At 46.7% G+C, this 24,383-nt stretch carries 24 protein-coding genes and 1 other RNA gene; 22 read left to right on the forward strand and 3 right to left on the reverse strand.

All coding sequences use genetic code 11. The features are described 5' to 3' along the window. Nucleotides 1-42: 42 nt before the first annotated feature. The 13 genes from ACE3K2_RS00975 (at nt 43) to rnpB (ending at nt 12,064) form a co-directional block, all read left to right on the forward strand. Nucleotides 43-456 carry a cytidine deaminase gene (locus ACE3K2_RS00975; protein ID WP_421886831.1) on the forward strand — a complete coding sequence of 138 codons (414 nt, stop codon included), beginning with the start codon at nt 43-45 and terminating at the stop codon, nt 454-456. Nucleotides 457-493: 37 nt separating this feature from the next. Then, the gene (gene era / locus ACE3K2_RS00980; RefSeq protein WP_145151051.1) at nt 494-1,393 is read left to right on the forward strand and encodes a GTPase Era; all 900 of its coding nucleotides are present in this window, start codon (nt 494-496) and stop codon (nt 1,391-1,393) included. Nucleotides 1,394-1,497: 104 nt separating this feature from the next. Continuing rightward, nucleotides 1,498-1,638 (forward strand): YqzL family protein, encoded by a 141-nt coding sequence (locus ACE3K2_RS00985; RefSeq protein ID WP_091013993.1) that lies wholly within the window; start codon nt 1,498-1,500, stop codon nt 1,636-1,638. 33 nt (nt 1,639-1,671) lie between these two features. Then, complete coding sequence (gene recO / locus ACE3K2_RS00990; RefSeq protein WP_339236016.1) at nt 1,672-2,424, forward strand: DNA repair protein RecO; 753 nt, start codon at nt 1,672-1,674, stop codon at nt 2,422-2,424. Nucleotides 2,425-2,566: 142 nt separating this feature from the next. After that, a complete protein-coding gene (locus tag ACE3K2_RS00995; RefSeq protein ID WP_339236014.1) occupies nt 2,567-2,698 on the forward strand; it encodes a hypothetical protein in 132 nt (43 codons plus the stop codon). 135 nt (nt 2,699-2,833) lie between these two features. Next, complete coding sequence (gene glyQ, locus ACE3K2_RS01000; RefSeq protein ID WP_339306711.1) at nt 2,834-3,721, forward strand: glycine--tRNA ligase subunit alpha; 888 nt, start codon at nt 2,834-2,836, stop codon at nt 3,719-3,721. Beyond that, the gene (glyS, locus tag ACE3K2_RS01005) at nt 3,714-5,789 is read left to right on the forward strand and encodes a glycine--tRNA ligase subunit beta (protein ID WP_421885700.1); all 2,076 of its coding nucleotides are present in this window, start codon (nt 3,714-3,716) and stop codon (nt 5,787-5,789) included. Before glyQ ends, glyS begins: the two co-directional genes overlap by 8 nt. 209 nt (nt 5,790-5,998) lie before the next feature. Next, on the forward strand, nt 5,999-6,487 hold the full coding sequence (locus ACE3K2_RS01010; RefSeq protein ID WP_339306713.1) for a YaiI/YqxD family protein: 489 nt from the start codon (nt 5,999-6,001) through the stop codon (nt 6,485-6,487). A gap of 47 nt (nt 6,488-6,534) precedes the next feature. Then, nucleotides 6,535-8,355 (forward strand): DNA primase, encoded by a 1,821-nt coding sequence (dnaG, locus tag ACE3K2_RS01015; RefSeq protein WP_421885703.1) that lies wholly within the window; start codon nt 6,535-6,537, stop codon nt 8,353-8,355. Between the two features lie 43 nt (nt 8,356-8,398). Beyond that, nucleotides 8,399-9,538 (forward strand): RNA polymerase sigma factor RpoD, encoded by a 1,140-nt coding sequence (gene rpoD, locus ACE3K2_RS01020; protein ID WP_062835490.1) that lies wholly within the window; start codon nt 8,399-8,401, stop codon nt 9,536-9,538. 184 nt (nt 9,539-9,722) lie between these two features. Beyond that, nucleotides 9,723-10,481 (forward strand): tRNA (adenine(22)-N(1))-methyltransferase, encoded by a 759-nt coding sequence (locus ACE3K2_RS01025; protein WP_421885707.1) that lies wholly within the window; start codon nt 9,723-9,725, stop codon nt 10,479-10,481. After that, nucleotides 10,457-11,572: a Nif3-like dinuclear metal center hexameric protein gene (locus ACE3K2_RS01030; RefSeq protein ID WP_421885710.1), complete on the forward strand. Its 1,116-nt coding sequence runs from the start codon at nt 10,457-10,459 to the stop codon at nt 11,570-11,572. Before ACE3K2_RS01025 ends, ACE3K2_RS01030 begins: the two co-directional genes overlap by 25 nt. Nucleotides 11,573-11,654: 82 nt before the next feature. Then, nucleotides 11,655-12,064, forward strand: an RNA gene (gene rnpB, locus ACE3K2_RS01035) — RNase P RNA component class A. Nucleotides 12,065-12,350: 286 nt separating this feature from the next. Here rnpB and ACE3K2_RS01040 read toward each other — a convergent pair. Continuing rightward, on the reverse strand, nt 12,351-13,580 hold the full coding sequence (locus ACE3K2_RS01040) for a PLP-dependent aminotransferase family protein (protein ID WP_421885713.1): 1,230 nt from the start codon (nt 13,578-13,580) through the stop codon (nt 12,351-12,353). A 107-nt stretch (nt 13,581-13,687) separates the two neighbouring features. On the opposite strand from ACE3K2_RS01040, the gene ACE3K2_RS01045 reads away from it, so the two are divergent. Beyond that, nucleotides 13,688-15,208: a PLP-dependent aminotransferase family protein gene (locus ACE3K2_RS01045; protein ID WP_421885715.1), complete on the forward strand. Its 1,521-nt coding sequence runs from the start codon at nt 13,688-13,690 to the stop codon at nt 15,206-15,208. Between the two features lie 86 nt (nt 15,209-15,294). Further along, nucleotides 15,295-15,552, forward strand: a complete 258-nt coding sequence (locus ACE3K2_RS01050; RefSeq protein WP_421885718.1) for a hypothetical protein — start codon at nt 15,295-15,297, stop codon at nt 15,550-15,552. Between the two features lie 99 nt (nt 15,553-15,651). On the opposite strand, the gene ACE3K2_RS01055 is transcribed toward ACE3K2_RS01050, so the two are convergent. Continuing rightward, entirely contained in the window at nt 15,652-17,526 is a 1,875-nt protein-coding gene (locus ACE3K2_RS01055) for a S8 family peptidase (protein ID WP_421885720.1), read from the reverse strand. A gap of 283 nt (nt 17,527-17,809) precedes the next feature. On the opposite strand from ACE3K2_RS01055, the gene ACE3K2_RS01060 reads away from it, so the two are divergent. The 6 genes from ACE3K2_RS01060 to thiI all read left to right on the forward strand — a co-directional run bounded on the left by ACE3K2_RS01060 (nt 17,810) and on the right by thiI (nt 22,658). Continuing rightward, entirely contained in the window at nt 17,810-18,316 is a 507-nt protein-coding gene (locus tag ACE3K2_RS01060) for a YpuI family protein (protein WP_421885723.1), read from the forward strand. A 163-nt stretch (nt 18,317-18,479) separates the two neighbouring features. Further along, nucleotides 18,480-18,698 carry a DUF1540 domain-containing protein gene (locus ACE3K2_RS01065; protein ID WP_339306725.1) on the forward strand — a complete coding sequence of 73 codons (219 nt, stop codon included), beginning with the start codon at nt 18,480-18,482 and terminating at the stop codon, nt 18,696-18,698. 35 nt (nt 18,699-18,733) lie between these two features. Further along, nucleotides 18,734-19,147, forward strand: a complete 414-nt coding sequence (locus tag ACE3K2_RS01070; protein ID WP_421885726.1) for a hypothetical protein — start codon at nt 18,734-18,736, stop codon at nt 19,145-19,147. Between the two features lie 190 nt (nt 19,148-19,337). After that, nucleotides 19,338-20,090: a lytic transglycosylase domain-containing protein gene (locus tag ACE3K2_RS01075; protein ID WP_421885728.1), complete on the forward strand. Its 753-nt coding sequence runs from the start codon at nt 19,338-19,340 to the stop codon at nt 20,088-20,090. A 171-nt stretch (nt 20,091-20,261) separates the two neighbouring features. Next, nucleotides 20,262-21,410, forward strand: coding sequence for a cysteine desulfurase family protein (locus tag ACE3K2_RS01080; RefSeq protein WP_421885731.1), 1,149 nt, complete (start codon nt 20,262-20,264; stop codon nt 21,408-21,410). A gap of 6 nt (nt 21,411-21,416) precedes the next feature. Further along, complete coding sequence (gene thiI, locus ACE3K2_RS01085) at nt 21,417-22,658, forward strand: tRNA uracil 4-sulfurtransferase ThiI (RefSeq protein ID WP_421886834.1); 1,242 nt, start codon at nt 21,417-21,419, stop codon at nt 22,656-22,658. Between the two features lie 124 nt (nt 22,659-22,782). Here the strand turns inward: thiI and ACE3K2_RS01090 are convergent, their stop codons facing one another. Further along, nucleotides 22,783-23,493 (reverse strand): TerC family protein, encoded by a 711-nt coding sequence (locus tag ACE3K2_RS01090; protein WP_421885734.1) that lies wholly within the window; start codon nt 23,491-23,493, stop codon nt 22,783-22,785. 87 nt (nt 23,494-23,580) lie between these two features. On the opposite strand from ACE3K2_RS01090, the gene ACE3K2_RS01095 reads away from it, so the two are divergent. Next, nucleotides 23,581-24,240: a TerC family protein gene (locus ACE3K2_RS01095; RefSeq protein ID WP_421885737.1), complete on the forward strand. Its 660-nt coding sequence runs from the start codon at nt 23,581-23,583 to the stop codon at nt 24,238-24,240. Nucleotides 24,241-24,383: the final 143 nt, after the last annotated feature.

A 24,383-nucleotide genomic window follows, 5' to 3' on the forward strand; every position in this document is an offset into this window, starting at 1 on the left:
CACTAGTTTGATTTTATATTGCACCCTAAGGGAGAGAATATGATGGATAACAGTTTGCTAATGCAAGAAGCAATTAAGGCACGTACGAAGGCATATACGCCTTACTCCCATTTTGGTGTAGGTGCGGCTTTGCTTGACAGTGAAGGGCATGTGCATCATGGTTGTAATATTGAGAATGCTGCGTACACTCCAGGCAACTGTGCTGAACGTACAGCGATGTTCAGTGCCATTGCAGGTGGGCAGAAGCCTCGCAGCTTCAAAGCGATTGCCATTGTGGGAGATACGGATGGTCCGATTGCTCCATGTGGTGTATGTCGTCAGGTGATGTACGAGCTGTGTGAACCCGATATGAAAGTTATCTTGGGGAATATGAAAGGTGATCTGCAAGAGACCACCGTTGCTGAACTGTTACCTTGGGCTTTTGGGCCTTCTGATCTCAATTCTGCCAAAAAATAAACCAATATTCCAGGCCTAGGCGCCTGAGGAGGAACATATGAAAAAACAAGCATTTAAATCCGGTTTTGTAGCTATTATTGGACGTCCGAACGTAGGTAAATCCACACTGATGAACCAGGTGATCGGTCAGAAAATTGCGATCATGTCGGACAAGCCGCAAACCACTCGTAACAAAATTCATGGTGTGTACACATCTGAACATCAGCAAATCGTATTCCTCGACACCCCGGGGATTCACAAACGTCAATCCAAACTGGGCGATTACATGAACCAGACTGCTCTGAACACGCTTGGAGAAGTGGAAGCAGCACTGTTCCTGATTGACGCTTCGGAAGGTATGGGTGGCGGTGACCGTTATATTGCGGAACAGTTGAAAAATATCCGTACACCGGTCATTCTTGTCATGAATAAAATTGACAAAATCGAGCCGGAAGCGCTGCTTCCTCTTATCGAGGAGTATCGCAAGTTACATGATTTCGCTGAAATTGTGCCTGTTTCTGCCATGCTCGGCAGTAATGTAAGCACCTTATTGGAACAGCTCGGCAAGTATTTGCCAGAAGGTCCACAGTACTATCCGGATGACCAGGTTACTGACCATCCAGAGCAGTTTGTATGTGCGGAATTGATTCGTGAGAAAATTTTGCAGATGACTCGCGAAGAAGTGCCGCACTCCATTGCTGTAACAATTGAGGATATGAAAGTACAGGATAACGGTGTTGTTTATATCTCAGCCGTCATTTTTGTGGAGCGGGATTCACAAAAAGGGATCATCATCGGGAAGCAGGGTGCCCTTTTGAAAGAAGTGGGTAAACGAGCTCGTCATGACATTCAAAACCTGCTTGGTTCCAAAATTTTCATGGACCTGTGGGTTAAAGTGAAAAAAGACTGGAGAAATCAGGATCGAGTTCTGCGTGATCTTGGCTTTGGCCGCGAATAATCACCGGATTTGTATCCATTAATTGCAACACATAGTTTACCTTGCAAGACTCCATCCTATTTGGTAGATGCAGACGTCATTTCCGAAGAGAGGATGAAATTCCGATGCGAGATTTTTCGTGGAAGGTTTTTGCGATGACGGGGGATGTAGAGTCCTATTTGTTATATACCGAGGCGTGTAACTCGTTAGGACAGGAGTCGGATCATGCAAGGGAAGTGATTGAAGATGAAGAAGCCGAAGGATAATTGGCTGATTCGGGAATGGTTAGGTGACGAGGCATGCTATACAGGGTGGAAGGGATTGTCATCCGCAGCATGGACTACGGCGAAGGGAACAAAATCATTACGCTTTGCACCGAAAGCGGCGGGAAAGTAGGGGTACTCGTCCGCGGTGCCAAAAAGCCCAAGAGCCGACATGCTGCACTGGTGCAGCCGTTTACGTATGGTCAATATGTATATTTTCGCAATACAGGTCTAGGCACACTGAACGCTGGAGAAATTGTTGAATCCTATCATGAGTTGCGTGAAGATCTGGTCAAGGCCTCTTATGCTTCTTATGCGTGTGAACTATTGGATCGTGTACTTCAGGATGAAGAGACAGGTGCTTTTTGGTTCAAGCAGTTGAAGGCGTGCTTGCAAGCGTTGAAGGAGGAGAAAGATCCGATTGTCATAACAAGTCTGTACGAAATGAAGATATTACAGGCAGCCGGTTATGGTCCGCAGTTTGACGAGTGCATCTCCTGCAATCAGGAGCGACCGGATGAGCAGTTGTTTGTAAGTCCAAGACTTGGTGGTGTCCTGTGTCGTGCATGCAAACATTTCGATCCTCCAGCGATGTCAGTCAGTCCAAAGGCTCTGAAATTGTTACGTTTGTTCGCACAGTTGGATCTGCAGCGTTTGGGAAATATATCAGTGAGTGAATCTACCCGTGATGAGATCAAAAAGCTGATGCGTGCTTTTATGGATCATCAGCTTGGTCTGAATCTTAAATCCCGTTCTTTCCTCGATCAGATGGAGAAGTACGGGATTTGAGGCGTTTTTGTGGGAGTGAAACTATATCTTGACTTCATACTAGATTTTATATATTATGAAATATAATTTCTCTTTATGAGACATGCATTGAACGAGAGAGTAGAAGTCTGGATTTATTGCATTTATGGAGACAAGTCGTTGTATGACACTTGCAATCATGGATGAGCGAGCCGGGGATGGTGGAAGCCTGGCTGAATCGGTCTTTGAAACGGCACTCGGGAGCATGAATGGACACGGAAAAGTGGGCTGGAACGAACAGGATCATCTTGTTTGATCCAAGCCAAGTAGGGTGGAACCGCGGGAATAGCTCTCGTCCCTACGTCTGTACAACAGGCGTAGGACGGGGGCTATTTATTGTTGTCTGCACCGTTCTAAGCTTGCCAACAAACCATCGAAAAGGAGCATGATTATGAATTTTCAGCAGATGATTCTAACGCTGCAACAATTCTGGGCCGAGCATAACTGTATTATTGTCCAGCCATACGATACGGAAAAAGGGGCAGGTACGATGAACCCGATGACCTTTTTGCGTTCGCTTGGACCCGAACCTTGGAAAGTGGCCTATGTGGAGCCTTCCCGTCGTCCTTCGGACGGACGTTATGGCGAGAACCCTAACCGGCTGTACCAGCATCACCAGTTCCAGGTAATCATCAAGCCTTCTCCAGACAATATTCAGGAAATTTACTTGGAAAGTCTGAAACGCCTGGGTATTGATCCGCTCAAACATGATATTCGGTTTGTCGAAGATAACTGGGAGAATCCTTCCCTTGGTTGTGCAGGTCTTGGTTGGGAAGTATGGTTGGACGGAATGGAAATTACTCAATTTACGTATTTCCAACAGGTTGGTGGAATTGAGACAAATCCGGTAGCTGTTGAAATTACGTATGGTATGGAGCGTTTGGCTTCTTACATTCAGAATAAAGAGAATGTGTTTGATCTGGAGTGGGTGGAAGGTATCACTTATGGTGATGTATTCCGTCAGCCAGAATTTGAACACTCTAAATATACATTTGAAGTATCTGATGTCAAAATGCTGTTTACACTCTTCAACATGCATGAAGAAGAAGCAAACAAGGCTATGGCACAGCATCTGGTGTTCCCGGCATATGACTATGTGTTGAAATGTTCCCACACATTCAATTTGTTGGATGCACGTGGAGCCATCAGTGTAACTGAACGTACGGGTTACATCACACGTGTCCGTAATCTGGCTCGCCAAGTCGCTGCAACATATATGGAAGAGCGTGAGAAGCTAGGCTTCCCGCTGATCAAGAAAGGGGGAGCCGAGCATGTCTAAGGATCTGTTGTTTGAAATCGGACTGGAAGAAGTACCTGCACGTTTCATGCGCGCAGCGATTGCGCAGCTGCAAGAGCGTGTCGTGAAATGGCTTGATGCATCCCGCATTGCTTATGGTGAAGTGAATGCGTATGCTACACCTCGCCGACTGGCTGTTTTGATCCAGAATGTGGCTGATAAGCAGGAAGATATAGAGGAAGAAGTAAAAGGTCCTTCACGCAAAATTGCCCTGGACGACAGTGGCAATTGGAGCAAGGCTGCACTCGGTTTCGCGCGAAGTCAAGGTGTTGAACCGGACCAGTTCACATTCAAGGAACTGAACGGTGTCGAATATATCTATGCAATGAAGTCCAGTAAAGGTGTGGAGACGGCTTCTGTGATTGGCGAAGGATTGCTTTCTGTATTGCATGCCATGACGTTCCCGAAATTTATGCGTTGGGCTTCCTATGATTTCAAATTTGTACGTCCAATCCGCTGGATTGTGGCTATGCTGGGCAGTGATGTCATCGATCTGGAAGTGACAGGTGTGAAGTCGGGTAATGTAACTCGCGGACATCGTTTCCTCGGTAAGGAGGCCGTGATCTCCACTCCGTCTTCATACGTGGAAGTGCTGCGTTCAGAGCATGTCATTGCAGATATTCAGGAACGTGAACAGATGATTGTATCCCAGATTCAAGCATTGGCTGCTGAGAAAAAATGGGATATTGCGATTAAGGAAGATTTGTTAGAGGAAGTCCTGTTCCTGGTGGAAACACCTACCGTATTGTTCGGGACATTCGATTCTTCATTCTTGAATATTCCACAAGAAGTATTGATTACTTCCATGCGTGAGCATCAGCGTTATTTCCCTGTACTGGACAATGAAGGACAATTGTTGCCATTCTTCGTGACAGTACGTAACGGTGGAAGTGATTCACTGGATGTTATTGCAAAAGGGAATGAGAAAGTACTGCGTGCACGTCTGTCGGATGCCAAGTTCTTCTATGAGGAAGACCAGAAGTTACAGATTAAGGATGCATTGTCGAAGCTGGAAAGTATCGTCTTCCAGGAAGAGCTGGGAACGGTTGGAGATAAAGTGCGCCGTATTCGCAAAATTGCCGATGGAATTGCTGCTAAACTGCAAGTATCCGCTGATGTTGCCGAGTCGGTCAGCCGCTCAGCAGATATCTGCAAATTCGATCTGGTGACACTGATGGTGGGTGAATTCCCGGAACTGCAAGGTGTGATGGGTGAGGATTACGCTCGTAAATCCGGCGAAAAAGAAGAAGTGGCCAAAGCGGTATTTGAACACTATCAGCCACGTTTCGCTGGAGAGCAATCCCCTGCTTCTCTTGTCGGTGCCATTGTGAGTGCTGCGGACAAAATGGATACAATCGTTGGTTGTTTCTCCATTAACATCATTCCAACGGGATCTCAAGATCCGTATGCACTGCGCCGTCAGGCTGCAGGTATTGTACAGATTTTGCTGGATCACAAGCTTCCGCTGACATTGTCAGACGTATTCGGAGTAGCACTTCAAGTACATGCACAGATGAACCTGTTGAAACGTGCAGATGAAGAGGTGCGTAAAGACTTGCAAGACTTCTTTGGTCTTCGTGTGAAAAAATTGTTGTCTGAAACCGTTCGTTACGACGTAGTGGATGCAGTAATCTCTTGCGGATTCGATGATATTAGTGCTGTAGTTCCAAAAGGTGAAGCGTTGATGGCGGCTGTTCTGACGGGAGACGCATTCAAAACAACGGTTGAATCGTTCAACCGTGTGGGTAACCTGGCAGCCAAAGCATCCACTGCTTCTGTACATCCAGAACTGTTCACAGAAGATGGAGAGCGACAGCTACACGAGGCATGGAGCAGAACGAATGCAGAATATCGTCAGGCGTTGACTCAGCACGATGCTGCTGAGGCACTGGCTATTGCATCTGCTTGGAAAGATGGGATTACCTCATTCTTCGATTCGGTCATGGTTATGGCTGAAGATGAGGCTGTTCGTGCGAATCGACTTGCCTTGCTTGCGGCTATTGATCGCGACTTGAAAGGATTTGCTGATTTTTCCAAGTTGGTTTGGTAATTGGGCGTATTTCATGAGTCCTTTTCCACAGACTTGGAGCAAAGCTAAAATTCAGTATTAAAGAAGGATATATGAGGGTATAAATATACGGAACGGGTTGTGAAATGTATTTTTGACAACCGCTCCGTATTTTAGCCTTTGATTTCCCTTGTTGTGGCAGAAGGATTTTGCCTGGCCGGGGTCGTATATTACAATATGCAGCTATTTTTATGAAACCGGGTGGTCTGGGTTTGAGTGAGTTGAATGTACGTCATATTGTTGTGGATGGTGATGCTTGCCCGGTGAAAACCGAGATTGCGCAAACCGCTCGCCTTTTCAACATCCCTGTATTGTTAGTCTCTTCATTTGATCATTTGCTTCAAGGGGGAGAAGGGGTGCGTACCGTGCAAGTGGATCGCAGTGATCAGAGCGCAGATCTCTATATTGCTAATCATATTAAGCCATATGATGTGGTTATCACTCAGGACTATGGACTTGCGGCACTTGCGCTCGGCAAACGTTGTTATGTTTTATCCTTTCGTGGTCGTGAGTTTAACGACCGTGACATTGATTTCATGTTGGATTCTCGTCATACTGCGGCCAAAGCACGAAAAAGAGGCCACTACGGGAAAGGCCCAAAGCCTTTCACAGAGCAGGATCGTGAAATTTTTCAACATAAACTGACAAAACTTTTAAAAGATTTGCAGGAGAATGTGTAAGTTTATCGAATTATATTTACGTGTTGAAGAGATGAAGGTGGCCAGAGATGAGTACCGGACAAGGCGGTATACCCGAAAGTATTATTGAATCGGTGTTGCAGCAGAATGATATTGTCGATACGGTGAGCCGATTTGTGCATCTGACCAAGCAGGGGAAGTATATGAAAGGCCTCTGTCCTTTTCATTCCGAGAAGACGCCTTCGTTCACCGTTACACCTGAGAAACAAATTTTCTACTGCTACGGTTGCGGCACGGGTGGAAATGCCATCAAATTCAGGATGGAAATCGAAGGGTTATCCTTTCCCGAGGCTGTCAAAACGATGGCGGAAGAAAGTCACATCTCTATGGGGGACTGGCAAGGGCGTGAATCTGCTCATGTGAATCCGGAGACTGAACGTCTGTTGGAGGCTTATGAGCTTACCGCGAAGCTGTATCATTTTTTGTTGAAAAATACAGAGCACGGCAAGTCAGCCATGGAATATTTACGCTCCAGAGGTTTTGGCGACAAGTTGATTGACCAGTTCCAGATTGGTTTCGCACCAAATCGTTGGGACACACTTGTACAATTTCTTGAAAAACGTAATTACCCGCTCGAAGAAATGGAAAAGGGTGGACTTCTATCTCCGCGAAATGAAGGTCAGGGATATGTGGACCGATTCCGAGACCGGATCATGTTCCCGATTAATGGCAGGAGCGGTAAGCCAATTGCATTTGCAGGACGCATATTGGGAGATGGGCAACCGAAATATCTAAATTCACCGGAAACCCGGTTATTTAACAAAAGCCGTGTTCTCTATAATCTGCATCAGGCCAAAAATGCAATTCGCAAACAAAGACAAGCCATTTTGTTCGAGGGATATGGTGATGTCATCTCCGCATGGGATCAGGACATCCAGAATGGTGTAGCGGCAATGGGTACTGCGCTAACCGAGAATCAGGCACTGATGCTCAAAGGCATGTGCGACGAAGTCATCATATGTTATGACGGCGACAAAGCAGGACAGGCTGCTGCACTCAAAAACTTCCCCATTCTTGAGGAAGCCGGATTGCAGGTCAAAGTGGCTCTCATTCCCGAGGGACTTGACCCGGATGATTTTATTCGGAAGCATGGTGGTGAACGGTTCCGAAACCAGATTGTGGACGGTGCCGTGACAACTACAAAATTTAAACTTATAAACTTGAAAAAAAGCCATATACTGCTAGAGGGTGGCGGACAAATCGCCTATTCGAAAGAAGCAGTAAAATTGATTGCCCCCTTGCCTTCTCCAACAGAAAGGGAAGTGTATCTTCGTGAACTGGCTGCAGAAGTGGACGTATCCTTCGAAACATTGAAGCAGGAGTGTAATGAAGAACGGGAGGCGATGAAAAATAACCTCCAGTTTGGGGATAATAACCCGAAAAGGTGGAATAATGGTAGGCAACAAAATAGGCAGGTGCCTACACCCAATCTGTTGCCGGCTTATCACGCTGCTGAACGCAAACTGATTGCCTGGATGTTGCAGGATGATGAGGCTGCCCAGTACGTGAATGAGCATCTTGGTGAAGCTTTTAACTTGGATGATCATGCAGCTATTGCTGCTTATCTATATGCCTACTATGCGCAAGGCAAACCGTCGGATACAAGCCGCTTTATGTCTTCACTGCATGACGATCGCTTGGAAAAAACGGTCAGTTCAATCTCAATGATGGATGGTCCGGGTGAATGGAGTATTCAAATGCTCGATGATTGCATCAGGGAAGTGCTGAAGTATCCACGTAAGAAAGAGTATGATTTGAAAAAAGAAGAAATGATTGCTGCCGAGCGGGCAGGCGATTCTGTACGCGCGGCACAAATTGCAATTGAAATGATTGCCCTAGAGAGACAGTGAATGTCTGATTATTAGATGTTTCTAGGGAGGAGGGAGTCGAGTTATGGCGAATGATCAGCATACTGAACTAGAAACAGAATTGACACTGGATCAGGTTAAAGATCAATTGATTGAATCAGGTAAGAAAAGAGCTTCGCTGAATTACAAGGAAATTATTGAGAAACTCTCTCCTTTTGAGCAGGATGCAGAGCAAATGGATGAGTTCTATGAGCAACTGAGTGATCTGGGTATCGATGTAGTGAATGAGAATGATGAAGAGGTTACACTGCGTCCTAGTGAAGATTCCGAGAACAACACCAGAGAGGGAGAGGACGAATTCCACTTTGATGATGATCTGAGCTTGCCGCCAGGTATCAAAATCAATGACCCTGTCCGTATGTATCTCAAGGAAATTGGTCGTGTGCCATTGTTGTCGGCAGATGATGAAGTACAACTGGCCAAACGGATTGAGAACGGGGATGAAGAAGCCAAACGTCGTCTGGCTGAAGCGAACCTGCGTCTCGTAGTCAGTATCGCCAAGCGTTACGTTGGACGTGGCATGTTGTTCCTTGATTTGATTCAGGAAGGTAACATGGGTCTGATCAAAGCGGTTGAGAAGTTTGACCACAAAAAAGGATACAAGTTCAGTACGTATGCTACATGGTGGATTCGCCAAGCGATCACTCGTGCTATTGCTGACCAGGCGCGTACCATTCGTATTCCTGTACACATGGTAGAGACGATTAATAAGCTGATCCGGGTATCCCGTCAGCTGTTGCAGGAACTTGGACGTGAACCAACACCAGAAGAAATCGCTGCTGAGATGGATCTGAGTGTGGAAAAAGTTCGTGAAATTACGAAGATTGCACAGGAACCGGTTTCTCTGGAAACACCAATCGGTGAGGAAGATGATTCCCATCTGGGTGACTTCATTGAGGATCAGGAAGCACTTGCTCCGGCAGATGCTGCTGCGTATGAGTTGCTGAAAGAACAGCTCGAAGATGTACTGGATACACTGACTGAGCGTGAAGAGAATGTTCTTCGTCTACGTTTTGGTCTGGACGATGGACGGACGAGAACGCTGGAAGAAGTGGGCAAGGTATTTGGTGTTACGCGTGAGCGTATTCGTCAGATTGAAGCCAAGGCTCTTCGTAAATTGCGCCACCCGAGTCGTAGTAAACGACTCAAAGATTTCCTCGAATAATCGAACTATGGGAGACTTTCCGCAAGACGCTTTAGCGGCGGCGGGGTCTCCTTTATTTTTAATTTGAACGTCTTGATTTCTTGGTTTTGGAAATTCATCCTTGAAATGTTTGATTGGATTTTATTTTATCGCTTTTCCTTGTTCAATGCAAATCAATAAATTAAATGAATGGTGTAGGTGCTTCATGAAACTTTCGAATCGATTACAGCGAATACATGATCAAATTCCCGATGGTAGCCGCATGGCTGATATCGGTTCAGACCACGCGCTGCTGCCAGTAGCCGCAATCCGCAGTGGGAAAGCCGCAAATGCAGTAGCCGGGGAAGTTAATCCTGGGCCTTATGATGCTGCATGCAAACAAGTCAGTGATGCTGGCCTGAAAGAAAAAATAACGGTACGCCGTGGAGACGGATTAGATGTGATCTCTGCGGGAGAAGTGGATGTCATTACCATTGCAGGTATGGGTGGTGCTCTGATTGCTTCTATTTTGGATCGAGGCATATCCAAACTGGAAGGCGTCCAGTTACTTATTTTGCAACCGAATGTGGGAGAGGATATTCTCAGACGCTGGTTGCTGGAGCATCACTGGGTGGTTGTAGCAGAACAGTTGCTCGAAGAAGATGGAAAGATCTATGAGATTATAACGGCGATGCCACAATCCGTAAGCCCGATTGCAAATGAAGAAGTGTATCGTGCACGTCCGCTTCAAGGCGGGGCAAAATTGACGGAAGATTTGCTGCTGCGGATGGGACCCTATTTGGTGGATCGTCCAACGGATGTATTTTTTGCGAAATGGGAAAGTGAGATCATCAAATTGCAAGGGGTTGTAAACTCCATCTCCAAATCCGATCAGGATTCTTCTCGGGACAAGGCAGCTGAGGTAGAGCGGCTTATCGCAAACTTGAAGGAGGTTTTGGCATGTTTGCCAAAGGTCAAACTGTAATTCAACTGATGGAGCAGCTTGCTCCCAAACATCTGGCTGTACCGGATGACCGGATTGGTCTACAGCTCGGCAGTTTGCAAAAAGAAATCAGCCATGTGTTGGTTGCATTGGATGTGACGGACGAAGTGGTGGACGAAGCGATTCGCATCGGTGCCAACCTGATTATCGCGCATCACGCCATCATTTTCAGACCAGTTAAGTCATTGAGTACAGATACACCTATGGGTAAATTGTATGAAAAGCTGATTAAGCATGATATTGCTGTTTATATCAGTCATACGAACCTGGATGTGGCCGAGGGTGGTATGAATGACTGGATGGCCGAGGCACTTGGCATCGACAGTAAAGAATCGTTGGAAGATGTACACACAGATCATCTGTACAAGCTGGCTGTATTTGTCCCACGTACGCATCATGAACAGGTGCTTCAAGCGGTTCTTGAAGCCGGAGCGGGGAGTATCGGCCAATACAACAAGTGCAGCTTCAACACGGAAGGTACAGGAACGTTTGTACCTGGTGAAGGGACTGAGCCGTTTATCGGAACCAAAGGGCAGATGGAACGTGTGGAAGAAATGCGGATTGAGACCATCGTACCCCAAAGTCTGAGAAGTAAGGTCGTTCAGGCGATGCTTAAGGCTCATCCGTATGAGGAAGTGGCCTACGACCTCTATGCTATGGATTTAAAGGGCCGTACGCTCGGTTTGGGACGCTTGGGGCCCCTTAGGGAGCCTAAGACATTAGGTGAGCTGGTGGAGGTCGTGAAGACCCAATTCAATGTGCCTCATGTACGTGTTGTAGGAGATCTGAACAAGCAGATCAAAAAAGCAGCGGTTCTTGGCGGCTCTGGCAGCCGTTACGCGCTCACTGCACGTTTCAAAGGTGCGGATGTTATTGTGACCGGAGATATTGATTATCACACGGCTCATGATGCGTTAATGGCAGGTATGTGTATCATCGACCCGGGACATAATTCCGAGAAGATTATGAAACCCAAAACAGCCGATTGGCTTCGTTCCCGTTTGGAAGAGAAACGATATGATACGCAAGTTACTGCTTCAGAGGTCAATACGGAAGTATTCCAGTTTATCTAAAAAGACAGTTGTTGTGTGATTCCCAGTAATATTAAGCTTGTCTGGGAACCCAAATGCCTGTATACTATGTAATGTTGTTCGGAAAGCTTGACAGACAATCGCTGGTGGCCTTTGTTGCCACGAGAGGAAAGTCCGGGCTCCACAGGGCAGGATGCTGGATAACGTCCAGTCAGCGCGAGTTGAAGGATAGTGCCACAGAAATGGACCGCCGATGGCCGGATTTTCCGGCACAGGCAAGGATGGAACCGAGGTGTAAGAGACCCCGAGGAACGCTGGTGACTTCGTTCCTGGTAAACCCCATCTGGAGCAAGACCTAATGGGACACAGTCGCCTCTTCGGAGGAGGCAGCCTTAGCCCGAGGTGTGTCTAGGTTGGTCGCTTGAGCTGTGCAGCAATGTATGGCCTAGATAGATGATTGTCGCTTCTGGTGGGAGGGTAGTTCCCGTATGAACCACGAAGAGCACAGAACCCGGCTTACGGTAAGCTTTCCCAACTGCAACAACACCATAACAACTAGCTACACAATGTAGTCCACCTATCAGTCGAGGACAATCCGTGTGATTCACCGATGGCCTGACTGATCAGAAGGACCCATGACCATCTAAAAAACATAATTCCTGTTGATAACAGGTTCTATAAAAAAAGGAGGCAGTTCCGAGATTCTCGGGCCTGCCTCCTTTTTTGTTGCTCATATCAAGTTTTGGACGTGCCTGGTGTTTTCAGACACGCCCTAATTAATCTCATACGCAAAATATAGGGCAACGTTTATGACAGTTCATTACAGTGTAACAACACTGTCCGATGTTAACGAAGCATGCCAGCGTTGGATGGCGCGATCCATTCTTTCCACGGCTTCCGGAAGGAGCTCAGGGTCCGTATGAGTAAAGTTGATACGCATGCGGTTTAACTCTGGTGTACCTGCATAGAAGGAATCACCTGGCACAATGCACACTTTCTCCTGGATACCATAAGTGAACAGATTGCTTGCCAGCATGCCTTCAGGCAGTTGTAGCCACAAGAACATGCCACCTTGTGGTGAATTCCACGAGATGCCTTCCCAAGCTTTGGCTGCCATAAGAGTAGTCAGAGTTTTCATTCGTTGTTCGTAATCCTCTGAAACATGGCGAATATGCGCATCCAGATCGAATGATTCAAGCAGCGCATGAAGCGCTCTTTGGTCAATGCTGCTGGAATGCAAGTCGGCACCTTGTTTGGCTCGTGCTGCCATTTTGACAATATCGGGAGCAGCCAGTATCCAGCCCGTACGAAGGCCAGGTGCTACCGTTTTGGAAAATGTGCTGGTGTAGATAACATTGGAAGGGCCGTCATAGGATACTGCATCCAGTTCTGCGAGAGCAGGGACATCCAATTGCTCCGGATTGAAGCGAATTTCACCATAGGGATCATCTTCCAGAATGAGTACACCATACTTGCGGCACAGATCCACAGCCTGCTGTCTTCTTTCTCGTGACCATACTTTTCCTGTAGGATTGGAGAACGTTGGGTTAATATAAACAAGTTTTGGACGATGCAACTGAAGTTGTTCCTCCAGAGATTCAGGCAACATACCGTGATCATCACAGGCTACGCCGTGAGATTCAGCCTGATAGGAATGAATGACTTGCAGAGCAGCGAGGTAGGTCGGTGATTCAACCAATACGCGGTCACCCGGGTCGAGAAGGATGCGGCAAACCAAGTCAATGGATTGCTGTGAACCCGTAGTGAGAAGCATGTGATCGGGTGAAGCGGGAATGCCCTTGGATTCAAGACGTTCGGCGATTTTGGCGCGAAGAGGACGGTAACCTTCAGTCTCCGCATATTGAAGAGCGGCTGCTCCGCTCATAAATACTTTTTCATACGCAACGCGGATGGCTTCCAGCGGGAATGAAGTCTGGGCTGGTAATCCACCGGCTAGTGAGATCATTCCAGGTGCCTGAGCGGCCTGGAGCATGTCGCGAACGACAGAGGACGGGGTGTTTTGTGCCATTTTGGACCAAGGGATACTCATGTTATTCTCATCTCCTGTTATTCACTGTTATACTGATATTATAAACTATAATAGACGGACTGCACTATAACAGTAAAATGAAGATCATAACAGTTGGGGGAGCAACCATGCATATTGAATTAAAACGGGGAAGCAGTACCAAATTGTACGTGCAGATTGCGCTAACGATTGCCGATCGCATCCGATCAGGACTCATTGAACCCGGAACCCGACTTCCTTCTGTTCGTAAAATGACCGCGGATTTGGGTGTCAGCCTGGTCACTGTATCTAAAGCGTATGCTGAACTTGAAGCGATTCAATTGATCACCTGCTCCCAGGGGAAAGGTTGTTATGTGAGAGGTACATTGAACGTGGATCAGACGGAGGATATGGACCGAATGCAGCGAAATAATGCCAACAGTGAATCCACTACGTCATGGAATTGGCAGATGGCACTTGTGGATTATTTACCTCGAGCGCAACTCTGGAGACATTTCGATACATCACCTCAGGTGCGGTATGAACTTCATATGTCAGCAATTCAGCCTGAACTACTGCCTACACGAGAGATTATCGACAGCGCCTACCGGCTCTCTTCTGATCATGCAGAGCGTATGGCGGCGTATGGATCTTTTCAGGGAGATCGGGAGCTAAGACAGGTTTTCGCCGAACATTTTGCCGAGCGTGGACTACAGGTGACACCTGAACGCATGTTAATTACAAGTGGTGCTCAGCAGGGAATTGATCTTGTGGCACGGACTTTTGTCGGACCTGGGGATGTTGTATACATGGAGGCACCAAGCTATACCGGAGCCATTGATGTCTTTACGAGTAGAGGGGCGAAGATCATAACAGTCCCGATGGATGACGAAGGCATGCGTATTGATCTGTTGACCCGGTTATGTGATACCTATCCGCCCAAGCTGATCTATACGATCCCGACCTATCACAATCCAACAGGTATTACGATGAGTGCAAGAAGGCGAGCACAGCTTCTGAATCTCGCGCAAAGCTACCACTGCCTCATTCTGGAGGATGATCCGTTTGCAGATCTTTATTTTCGGGATCCTCCTCCAGCTTCCATTAAATCGATGGATGGGACAGGTCATGTCGTATATATCAAAAGCTTCAGCAAGGTCCTCTCTCCGGGTTGCCGTATAGCCTGTGCCATCGCAGACGGAAGTGTATTGACCCGGCTTGTGGCTGCAAAATCTACGGCAGATTTGGGCAGTCCGCTGCTTACACAAAAGGCATTGCAATCCTTCATTCAGAATCAGTACGGGGCCTATGTATCCCGATTGAGGGATGAATTGTATTCTCGCTTGTGCGCAGCATCTGAAGTGCTGGAGGAGCATGCTCCTATGGGTATGCAGTGGCGATTGCCAGAGGGAGGACTCAATCTGTGGCTCCAACTTCCGAGTAACCTGGATATGCGTGAGTTGCATCATCAGTCACTTGCTGCAGGAGTTTCTTTCCTGCCAGGATCCGCCTGTTATGTAGGGGAGACGGATACACCAAGTCTGCGCATCTGCTTCACTGTAACAAGCGTTGAGCTTTTGTGTGAAGGTCTTCGTGTACTGTGCGGAGTCATTGACAGAGTAACACCTGGGCAGGGTGGGACAGTGGCGGACAGGCTACCGCTCATATAATTTTTCGGAGTATGGACATACATCCAATCCACTTTCGATCTACTGCAATAGGTTATAGTATCACCAGAAAGGGAGTTGGTTTTGAAATGAACCATTACTGTCCACCGCTTTGCCCGATTGTCTGTGACCCAATCCAGGTTGTTGAGGATTATTACATCCCACAGATCGTGCCTGTAATCCACCCGATTGAAGTGATCAAAAAACATCACTGTGTTCCGATTCATCACCACATGTATCCTGTTGTTGTCAAAGAAGAGGACCCTTGTTATGTTTCCAGTCACAATGCGAAGAAAAAATCCGTGAAAAAATCAGGTAAAGCCCGCACATCTTCTCGCAAGCGCTAATCGCAGCGGGTGCCCCGGGGAATTGGATACAAACCAAAGAGCAGCGTACGCCCCGGGGCGCAGCTGCTTTTGTATTTTTACGGAGTAGAATCATCACGGTTACGGGGTATACTTTTTCATTGTATTATCCATTTGTTGTCTGACATGTTGCGGCCAGAACTGCAAAGGAGCGCTGTTGCCTGATGCGGCTTGCAGTGCTTTATAGACATCGATTTGTCCATAGCCGAAATACTTATCGTGACCCGGATCACCGAGGTCAATCACACTTTGGCGCATCAAATCCATCACTTCCGTGTTGGTCAAATCCGGGTTTAACGAACGAATCAAACCTGCAAGTGCGGCTACATGGGGGCTAGCCATGGACGTTCCAGACAAGGCCGCATACTGATTGTTTGGATAGGTACTGGCGATACTGGACCCCGGCGCCATCACATCCACATAATCCCCATAGTTGGAATAGGAAGCTTTGCTCATATCCGGGTCTGTGGCAGATACCGCAAATACTTCCGGATAAGCAGCAGGGTATCCTGGACGCTCTGTATTATCGTTCCCCGTGGCTGCAATCAGGACGATATCCCGGTCAAAAGCATATTTAATGGCATCATGAAGAAATTGCGCATCAGCATAATTCCCCAGACTCATGTTGATAACTTTGGCTCCATGATCGGCTGCCCAGATGATGCCTTCGGCAACGGCATACGTGGTACCAGAACCCGAGTTGTCGAGTACTTTAACCGGTAGTACCTTGTTATACCAGCTCATGCCTGCCACGCCTTCATTATTGTTGACGATAGCGCCGATAATGCCTGCGACGTGTGTGCCATGTCCCACATCATCCATCGGTTTGCTTCCCGGCTCAACCACATTATAACCTTCAAGAAGTTTGCCCTTCAGGTCAGGGTGATTCATATCAACCCCCGTGTCAACCACTGCAACGATGACATCTTGGTTTCCCTTGGTAATATTCCATCCTCTATTTGTCTCAATTGCAGGCAGGTTCCATTGATAATCGGAGAACAAAATGTCATTGGGTATCGTTACATCTGTTTGTTCAGTTACGGTATCATTGGTTAAATACATGTAGTGGGGTTCCATATAGAGTGGATTCCATTTGCTATCGAAATAGCTATGCAATTGCTTGTAAGTCATGTGTTCTGACCGAAAAACATACGTGTATCCCAGCTTGCGCACGGAGTTAGACCTCAGATCAGATTTAATGATACGCATATCACGCTCACCGGGATCCTGGCGAAAACGGATGACGATTTCATTTTCGTAAAAATGACTGGCATTGGCATTATCATGTCCGGTTTTCACTGTGATTTCGTTAAGCGTATCCGGGTGAACAGACTCAATTTTGAATTTGCCCTCACGCGGATAAGGGATCATGCGCAGATTTTTGCGCTGATGTTGTTCAACAGCATTTAATACGTTCTGGCTGAACAAGGCAACTACAGCTCTTTTGCCATCTTTGGAGGGTTGCCCCATAACAAAATATTTTTCTTTGCCCAGAGGAAAAGAAGAGGATTCGAAACTTTGACGTTTGTTTATCGCTTTTTTGGCAAGGTTCAGCGCATGTTGAAGCTTCTGTTGTTCCAACTTACTCCCTTGTGTGGAAGCTTGATCTAACGGCTTGTTGAAAGAGCCATTGATACTCATGAGATGAATGGATCTGATATGTTCATGTGAACTTTGGAGATCATTCACATATCGACTCACCTGCGCAGCATTCATTGTAGCGGTTTTCTCCAGCATGATACTGAGATGCTGTTTGGCATCCATGCGGGTCAGAAGATCAGTTGCTTTGACATCCTGCACTTTCAGACGCTGCTTACTTGTGTGCTCTTCATGAGCAGAATTGGACAGGGCGCTTGGCTTAGGTTCTTGACGATTTGATGTTGGAAGCAGAAGCGTCAGGGCGAGTGCTCCCGCACCAGCTGCAAGGGCCCAGTTAATCCATTTCGGTCTGGACATGGTGGATGGAACCTCCTTCGTTCATTTTGGACAATCATTAACAGTGCTTCATCGTTGTCACTGGTTATATCTATCGTTAGAAAAAGCGGATCGTTTTATGCAAACCAGTTCGAGTCTAACTGCGTATAATAGGCATGTTTAATGGCAGAAACGGAAAGCATGATTAAGGGATACCGCTCGTCATCTTTTTATGGTAGGATTATAGCTGAGAATTCAAAGGTCAGGGGAAAACCACCGTTGGCCGACCTATATGTAAGGACTTATTTAAGGGGGAGCTACCTTTATGTCAGCAGCCAATGTACAGAAAACATGTGAGTCAACTAGGGAAAAGTTAAAACCGGCTATCGATCGGATTGAAAAATTTTTGAATGAGAATGCTTTGCCTGAACTGGATCAGAATCAGACGGAAGAATCAACAGCCTTCTACAAAGGATTTCTTTCAGATCTCCGTCATTTGCTCGTTTTTTCTGAAGTTTCTTACGAAAAACTTGGCGTTGTGCTGCGTCGTGCCAACTTTGATGTCGATTTTGCCGAAAAGGCTCTTTATAATACGTATCACCAATGCGTAAATAGCTTTTTCTATCCCAAAAATGAATGTTATTCCGAAGACGGAAGATACGCTTACACAGGACAAGATGCTATTCGTTTTCGTGACAAGCCGATTCGTGCAGTACGGGATGTCATTCTTGAGGTTTCCAAAACGTACGAAGAATTGCGCGATGATCTGGCATTTTATGAAAGTGACTACCTGACTCAGCGCCGTATGCAAAATCAACGGAATCACGCTTAATTCATGTGTAAATCTTAATATGAAATTGGACGAAACCGCCCTTGTGGCGGTTTTTTGTGTTTTTAGTGAAAATCAGACGAGTGAGATCATGTCATCATCTGGCATTTTAGCGGAGAATATCGGGTTTGTGGCGGGGAGACAATAGTAGTCGAGGTGATAAAAAATGAGCCAAGACAAACCAATTGTCAAATGCAGCGTCTCCAACTGCAACTTCTGGGGAGAAAACAACTTCTGCCAAGCTGATGCCATCATGATTGACATTGACCAACATGCCACCCGTCGTTTGCATGAGGAATTTGCCGGTGAGACATTTGACTCGGATCACCATGATCATGCACGTACATCCTCTGCAACATGCTGTCACACGTTCAGACCCAAGTGAGCAGTCATCCCTATTCATAATGGAGGTGCTTCCAAATGAAAAATGACGATAATAACATTCAATCTACGGATCGCCCTAAAATCAAGGGCGAAGGTGAAAAGCAGCGTAAGCGTGTCGATTATCCAAGAAAAGCACATCGGGAAGAGTACGGGGCAGAGGTCGCTCCTCCGACTGTTGTCAGAGCTGGAGGGACCGAGCGTTCAGAGCCTGTAGTAGAGAAGCATGAAGCTGACCGTGTCATGGAGTCGACAGGCAAAGTCGCAGGTTATATGGGACTGGCCTTCGGTATTGCGTCCTTGTTCATGTGGTCAATCGTACTTGGGCCAGCGGCAGCTGTTCTGGGTTACTATGCTTATGTCAATGGTCGGAAAACAGCGGGAGCTTGGTCCATTGGACTGGGTATTGTAGCCACGCTGAGTTATTTTTTCATGATTCCATTTGCGCGCTAAGTGTAAAATGTTCATCATCAAGCCTTCTGTGTTTTCACCTAAATGTGGTGAATTGCAGGAGGTTTTTTTCGTATATGCGCAGGTTTGATGATCAGATTCACATATTTTTTTGAAAACAATGGAACCTTGCTGTAAAACGATGTAGAATAAGGTCATAATACGCTTAATTATACGGGAGTGGGTATAACTCATGCAGATTGATCCAAGCGGATCGCGGCAGTTGTTGGAACTGCAATTGTCCAATGTGAATAACCAAACCAGTGGATCACAATCAGATGCTGGTTCAGCAGTGGATTTCTCCAATGTGATGGACGGGCTGTTAAGTACGGGGGCCAATTCAACGAACAATACGGATTCCACCGCTACGCTCTCCAAAAGATCCAGTGATGGTTTGTTGTGGTTACAACTTGGAAGCACGTACAACCCGGATATGAGTACATCAGGATTATCCTCTGCCTCCAATCATATTGTTGAGACTTTGTTATCTTCATCCAATACAGGAATCATGGATTCGGGTGCATCTGTACCTACGGATTATGAATCTTTGATTGCGGAAGCAAGTGCGAAGTACGGTGTTCCTGAATCATTGATCAAGGCGGTCATTGACACAGAGTCCAATTTTAACCCAAATGTCGTGTCCTCCGCCGGTGCCAAAGGGCTCATGCAATTAATGGATGGGACGGCTGCAGGGCTGGGTGTGAGTAATTCATTTGATCCTGCCCAGAACATTGATGCTGGTACTAAATATCTTTCTCTTCAGCTCCAGCGTTTCGGTGGAGAAGTGAAGATGGCGCTTGCTGCATATAATGCAGGACCGGGCCGTGTTTCACGTCTGGGCGTGTCGAGTGATAGCGAACTGATGAGTGTACTTAACCGTCTGCCTTCAGAAACACAGAATTATATCTCCAAAGTGGAGAAGGCACGGTCGAAATATATGATCTAAACTCACAGAAAACATTTGCGATAACACATGATAGGCAGGATGAGATCAAATGTGGGAGCAGCAGCGCCTGAAACGCCTGTTCCCGGTTGGTCTTTTTGTGTTGTATGGGTATCGTGTTACAATGCTTACTGTAGGTTTATGAACGAAGAGATAAGGGAGGTCTAACCTCATTTGAAATATTTTGATTATGCTGCAACCACGCCTCCCCATCCGGATGTGATTCGTACGATGGCCGAAATTATGGAGACACAATTCGGTAATCCGTCCTCCATTCATGGCTATGGAGAGCGTGCTCATCAGTTGTTGCGTCGTGCTCGATCCGGCTGTGCTGCTGCAATAGGCGTTAAGTCTGAGGAGATTGTATTTACTTCTGGTGCGACCGAGAGCAATAATCTTGCGATAAAAGGTGCGGCATTACGTTATCAGTCGCGAGGCAGACACATCGTCACAACGGCTACCGAACATGCTTCGGTGTATGAAAGTTTTATGCAATTGCAGCAATGGGGATGGGACGTGACGCTAATTCCTGTCAATTCCAATGGAGTGGTCAACGCTCAGCAGGTTGTAGACGCGATCAGACCCGACACGGTGCTTGTGAGTCTGATGCATGTAAACAATGAAACAGGAGCCATCCATCCGATTGCAGAGATTGCCAAACAGCTCAAAAAGAAAGCACGACGGGTACTTTTCCATGTGGATGGTGTTCAAGGCTTTGGAAAAATGAAGGCTACACCTGCTGCTTGGGGTGCAGATCTGTACAGTCTGTCTGCTCACAAGATTCGTGGACCGAAGGGAGCAGGTCTCCTGTACGTGCGAAGTGGAGTTGAACTTACGCCACTGATGTCAGGCGGATCACAGGAGCATGGCCTAAGAGCAGGCACGGAGAACGTGGCCTTGTTGGTAGGTATGGCTAAAGCCATGCGAATGGCAGCAGAAAATCAGGTTGATTTTGCCCGGCGTACAACGGTGCTCCGGGATCGATTGATGGAAACGATACGTGTTATTCCTGAATTTGAATTGAACAGTCGCCCAGAGGGTGCACCTCATATTGTACACTTCTCCTATCCCGGAATGAAGGCAGAAGTGGCGCTGCACACCTTGGAGCAACTGGGTGTAACCATATCCACCCAATCTGCCTGTTCTTCGCGTTCGGCTGAACCAAGTCGGGCTCTGCTTGCGATGGGCAGAGATGCAGCTTGTGCGGGTGGCGGATTGCGTATTAGTCTTGGAGATGAACATACAGAAGAAGATGTAGCCTTGCTTGAACGGGCTTTACATGAGATGGTGGCGCAGTTGCGCCCCCTCGAAAGGCGGATGTGAATGGATATGAAATATGATATGCTGCTTCTCCGATTCGGAGAGTTTATGTTAAAAGGGAAAAATCGTGCCCGATTTGAAAAAACGATCATTACACAGGTTAGAGCTTTGCTTAAACCTTATCCAGGAGCGAGCCTTCGCAAAGAATATGGCCGTGTCTATGTGGATCTTGGCGGTGAATCACATACTGAACTAATTAAGGTCCTGAAGCGGGTATTCGGAGTGATGTCGATTAGTCCGGTTAAAGTTACTCCATCCGAGCTTGATGAGATTGTGAAAACAGCAGTCGCGTTTATGGATGAAAGGGAGGACGAATTCAAAGAAGGCACCACATTCAAGGTGAATGTAAGGCGGGTATGGAAGGAGTTCCCGAACTCTTCACATGAAATGAACCATTTGGTTGGGTCCCCGATCCTTCGAAAGTTCCAGCAATTGAGTGTTGATGTTCGCGAGCCTGATATTGAACTGCGAGTGGAAATTCGGGATCTGGGCACGTATATTTTCAATGAAACCATTCCAGCAGTAGGCGGGTTTCCGCTGGGCACGAACGGAAAAGCGATGGTACTGCTATCAGGTGGAATAGACAGCCCGGTTGCAGCCTGGTCTTCCATGCGCCGTGGACTTGAAGTGGAATGTGTACATTTTTATAGTTACCCGTTCACAAGCGAGCGTGCCAAAGAGAAAGTCATTGATTTGGCGCGTGCCCTTGCTGATCATGCAGGAACAATCAAGCTGCATCTGGTTCCATTTACGGAGATCCAAACGGCATTTACCCAACTGGGTCAGGACAATTTGATTATTACGCTGATGAGACGTTCAATGCTGCGAATTGCATCCAAACTTGCCGAGCGTGAGCGGGCACTAGCGCTGATTACCGGTGACAGTCTGGGCCAAGTAGCGAGCCAAACGCTTCCAAGTATGAATGTCATTGGTCGTGCGACGGAACTGCCACTTTTGCGACCACTGGTTATGATGGATAAACAGGAGATCATTACCCTGTCCAAACAGATCGGAACGTATGACATCTCTATTTTGCCATATGAGGATTGCTGCACTCTCTTTGTGCCCAAGTCGCCGTCAACCAATCCAAATCTTCGAATTGTGGATAAAATTGAATCAACAATGAGCCATCTGTCAGAATGGGTGGATCAAGCGGTGGAACAAACTGAAACGATCATACTGCACGCTGGTGAAACTTCTGTGGTAACGAATCAGACAGGCGACAATGGCATGAAGGATGACTGGTTCTAAACTCGATAAAAATTAGCATGGCTGACATAATAAGGGCTATGTTAACCGCAAAAAAAGGACTGTCCGATGAAATATCGTTCAGTCCTTTGCTGTATTCATAAAGAATTGTTTGGATGAATCTAGCCTAAGAATAGGAGCGCTGTTGTTCCCCACTAGATCCCTTGTGGCTGGAACTGTTGGAGCGTTTGCGATAACCTGCAAAGACTACACCTGCGATAACCACAACGATGAAGAGAATGCGCAATGCCGGATGTTCAGTAAAATAAGGCAAGAGTCGCTGCTCCTCAGTAATCATATTGGAAGCCGTATACCCGAGAACAATCGCTCCGACATAGATGATCCAAGGAAAGTGATTAATTAGCTTGATAAACAGGGTACTACCCCAGACGATAATAGGTACACTAATCAGGAGTCCAAGGATGACAAGCACGAGATGCTGCTGCGCTGCTCCAGCAACTGCAATCACGTTATCGAGTCCCATGGCTGCATCCGCAATGACGATGGTACGAATAGCGGTCCATAAGGAAGTTCCCGCCTGGACATCATTGTGTTCATCTCCCTGATCCGCCAATAATTTATAGGCAATCCAGATCAGAAGTATGCCTCCCACAAGCAAGAGCCACGGAACTTTAAGCAACCATAAAACAACAACTGTTGCTAAAATTCGAATCAAAAGTGCGCCGCCAGTTCCATATAGAATCGCCTTTTTCTGCACGGAAGGGTGCAAATTTCGAGCTGCGAGACCTATGACGATGGCATTATCTCCAGCCAGAATGAGATCAATAAAGACAACGTTCAGCAAAGCCAGCCAAAATGTGGGACTAAATAGCTCCATGAGATATGTCACTCCTTATATACGGTTCAATCATTAAGAATAGCATGGACAACTCTCACATACAAGTTAATGTGGGGGGATGAGGACATGGATACACTTTGGCTGTTAACTGAAATTTTAATGATCAATCTGGTACTGAGTGGAGATAATGCGGTTGTTATTGCCCTTGCAAGCAAGGATCTGCCACCGATCCAACGCAAAAAAGCGGTATGGTGGGGGGCTTTTGGTGCGGTGTTGTTGCGCTGTGTATTAACCTTCGTAGCGGTATTATTGCTGGGGATTCCCTTTATCCAAGCGGCAGGTGGGCTGTTGTTATTTTGGATTGCAGTGAAGCTGCTGCTTCAAAATGATGATGAAGTACATATTCGAGAAGCTTCTACGACGTGGAAAGCCATTCAAACCATTCTAATTGCCGATTTTGTAATGAGCCTGGATAATGTTTTGGCCATAGCGGCTTTGGCAGATGGAGATTTGGCTTTGATTGTCATCGGGATTGCGATCAGTATCCCCATTGTTGTATGGGGGAGTGGGTTAATTGTTGGTTTGCTCAAGCGATTTCCGATTCTGGTATTCGTCGGCTCTGGTATTCTTGCCTTCACAGCCGGTGAGATGGTCATGAAAGATCCCAAGTTGGGAGAGTGGCTGGGAGGTATGGCATCAGAAGTGCACACGCTGCTACCCGCAGCAATGGCTTGTCTCGTGGTTGCGGTTGGAGGGGCGCATAAATTTGTAAGAAAGAACGCATAGCTATAACTACGTATTGGGTAAAAGCTTGAACATATGACCGTCTGAACCATCCGGTTTAGACGGTTTTGTTTTGAGAGAGTACACTTGTCAATACAACTCCCATTTGGCTAGTCATAAGTTGCACATTTTAGGGTAATACAGGT

The organism is Paenibacillus sp. (assembly GCF_048976745.1).
Lineage (GTDB): Bacteria > Bacillota > Bacilli > Paenibacillales > Paenibacillaceae > Paenibacillus.

What these genes read in the sequence shown, in the direction of transcription:
- ACE3K2_RS01025 (WP_421885707.1), top strand. Translation starts at nt 9,723, where the DNA reads ATGAAACTTTCGAATCGATTACAGCGAATACATGATCAAATTCCCGAT.
- recO (WP_339236016.1), top strand. Translation starts at nt 1,672, where the DNA reads ATGCTATACAGGGTGGAAGGGATTGTCATCCGCAGCATGGACTACGGC.
- ACE3K2_RS01090 (WP_421885734.1), bottom strand. Translation starts at nt 23,493, where the DNA reads ATGGAGCTATTTAGTCCCACATTTTGGCTGGCTTTGCTGAACGTTGTC.
- ACE3K2_RS00985 (WP_091013993.1), top strand. Translation starts at nt 1,498, where the DNA reads ATGCGAGATTTTTCGTGGAAGGTTTTTGCGATGACGGGGGATGTAGAG.
- ACE3K2_RS00975 (WP_421886831.1), top strand. Translation starts at nt 43, where the DNA reads ATGGATAACAGTTTGCTAATGCAAGAAGCAATTAAGGCACGTACGAAG.
- ACE3K2_RS01095 (WP_421885737.1), top strand. Translation starts at nt 23,581, where the DNA reads ATGGATACACTTTGGCTGTTAACTGAAATTTTAATGATCAATCTGGTA.
- ACE3K2_RS01040 (WP_421885713.1), bottom strand. Translation starts at nt 13,580, where the DNA reads ATGAGTATCCCTTGGTCCAAAATGGCACAAAACACCCCGTCCTCTGTC.
- ACE3K2_RS01065 (WP_339306725.1), top strand. Translation starts at nt 18,480, where the DNA reads ATGAGCCAAGACAAACCAATTGTCAAATGCAGCGTCTCCAACTGCAAC.
- glyS (WP_421885700.1), top strand. Translation starts at nt 3,714, where the DNA reads ATGTCTAAGGATCTGTTGTTTGAAATCGGACTGGAAGAAGTACCTGCA.
- ACE3K2_RS01060 (WP_421885723.1), top strand. Translation starts at nt 17,810, where the DNA reads ATGTCAGCAGCCAATGTACAGAAAACATGTGAGTCAACTAGGGAAAAG.
- ACE3K2_RS00995 (WP_339236014.1), top strand. Translation starts at nt 2,567, where the DNA reads ATGACACTTGCAATCATGGATGAGCGAGCCGGGGATGGTGGAAGCCTG.
- ACE3K2_RS01045 (WP_421885715.1), top strand. Translation starts at nt 13,688, where the DNA reads ATGCATATTGAATTAAAACGGGGAAGCAGTACCAAATTGTACGTGCAG.
- ACE3K2_RS01075 (WP_421885728.1), top strand. Translation starts at nt 19,338, where the DNA reads ATGCAGATTGATCCAAGCGGATCGCGGCAGTTGTTGGAACTGCAATTG.
- ACE3K2_RS01050 (WP_421885718.1), top strand. Translation starts at nt 15,295, where the DNA reads ATGAACCATTACTGTCCACCGCTTTGCCCGATTGTCTGTGACCCAATC.
- ACE3K2_RS01070 (WP_421885726.1), top strand. Translation starts at nt 18,734, where the DNA reads ATGAAAAATGACGATAATAACATTCAATCTACGGATCGCCCTAAAATC.
- glyQ (WP_339306711.1), top strand. Translation starts at nt 2,834, where the DNA reads ATGAATTTTCAGCAGATGATTCTAACGCTGCAACAATTCTGGGCCGAG.
- era (WP_145151051.1), top strand. Translation starts at nt 494, where the DNA reads ATGAAAAAACAAGCATTTAAATCCGGTTTTGTAGCTATTATTGGACGT.
- ACE3K2_RS01010 (WP_339306713.1), top strand. Translation starts at nt 5,999, where the DNA reads ATGAAACCGGGTGGTCTGGGTTTGAGTGAGTTGAATGTACGTCATATT.
- dnaG (WP_421885703.1), top strand. Translation starts at nt 6,535, where the DNA reads ATGAGTACCGGACAAGGCGGTATACCCGAAAGTATTATTGAATCGGTG.
- ACE3K2_RS01055 (WP_421885720.1), bottom strand. Translation starts at nt 17,526, where the DNA reads ATGTCCAGACCGAAATGGATTAACTGGGCCCTTGCAGCTGGTGCGGGA.
- thiI (WP_421886834.1), top strand. Translation starts at nt 21,417, where the DNA reads ATGAAATATGATATGCTGCTTCTCCGATTCGGAGAGTTTATGTTAAAA.
- rpoD (WP_062835490.1), top strand. Translation starts at nt 8,399, where the DNA reads ATGGCGAATGATCAGCATACTGAACTAGAAACAGAATTGACACTGGAT.
- ACE3K2_RS01030 (WP_421885710.1), top strand. Translation starts at nt 10,457, where the DNA reads ATGTTTGCCAAAGGTCAAACTGTAATTCAACTGATGGAGCAGCTTGCT.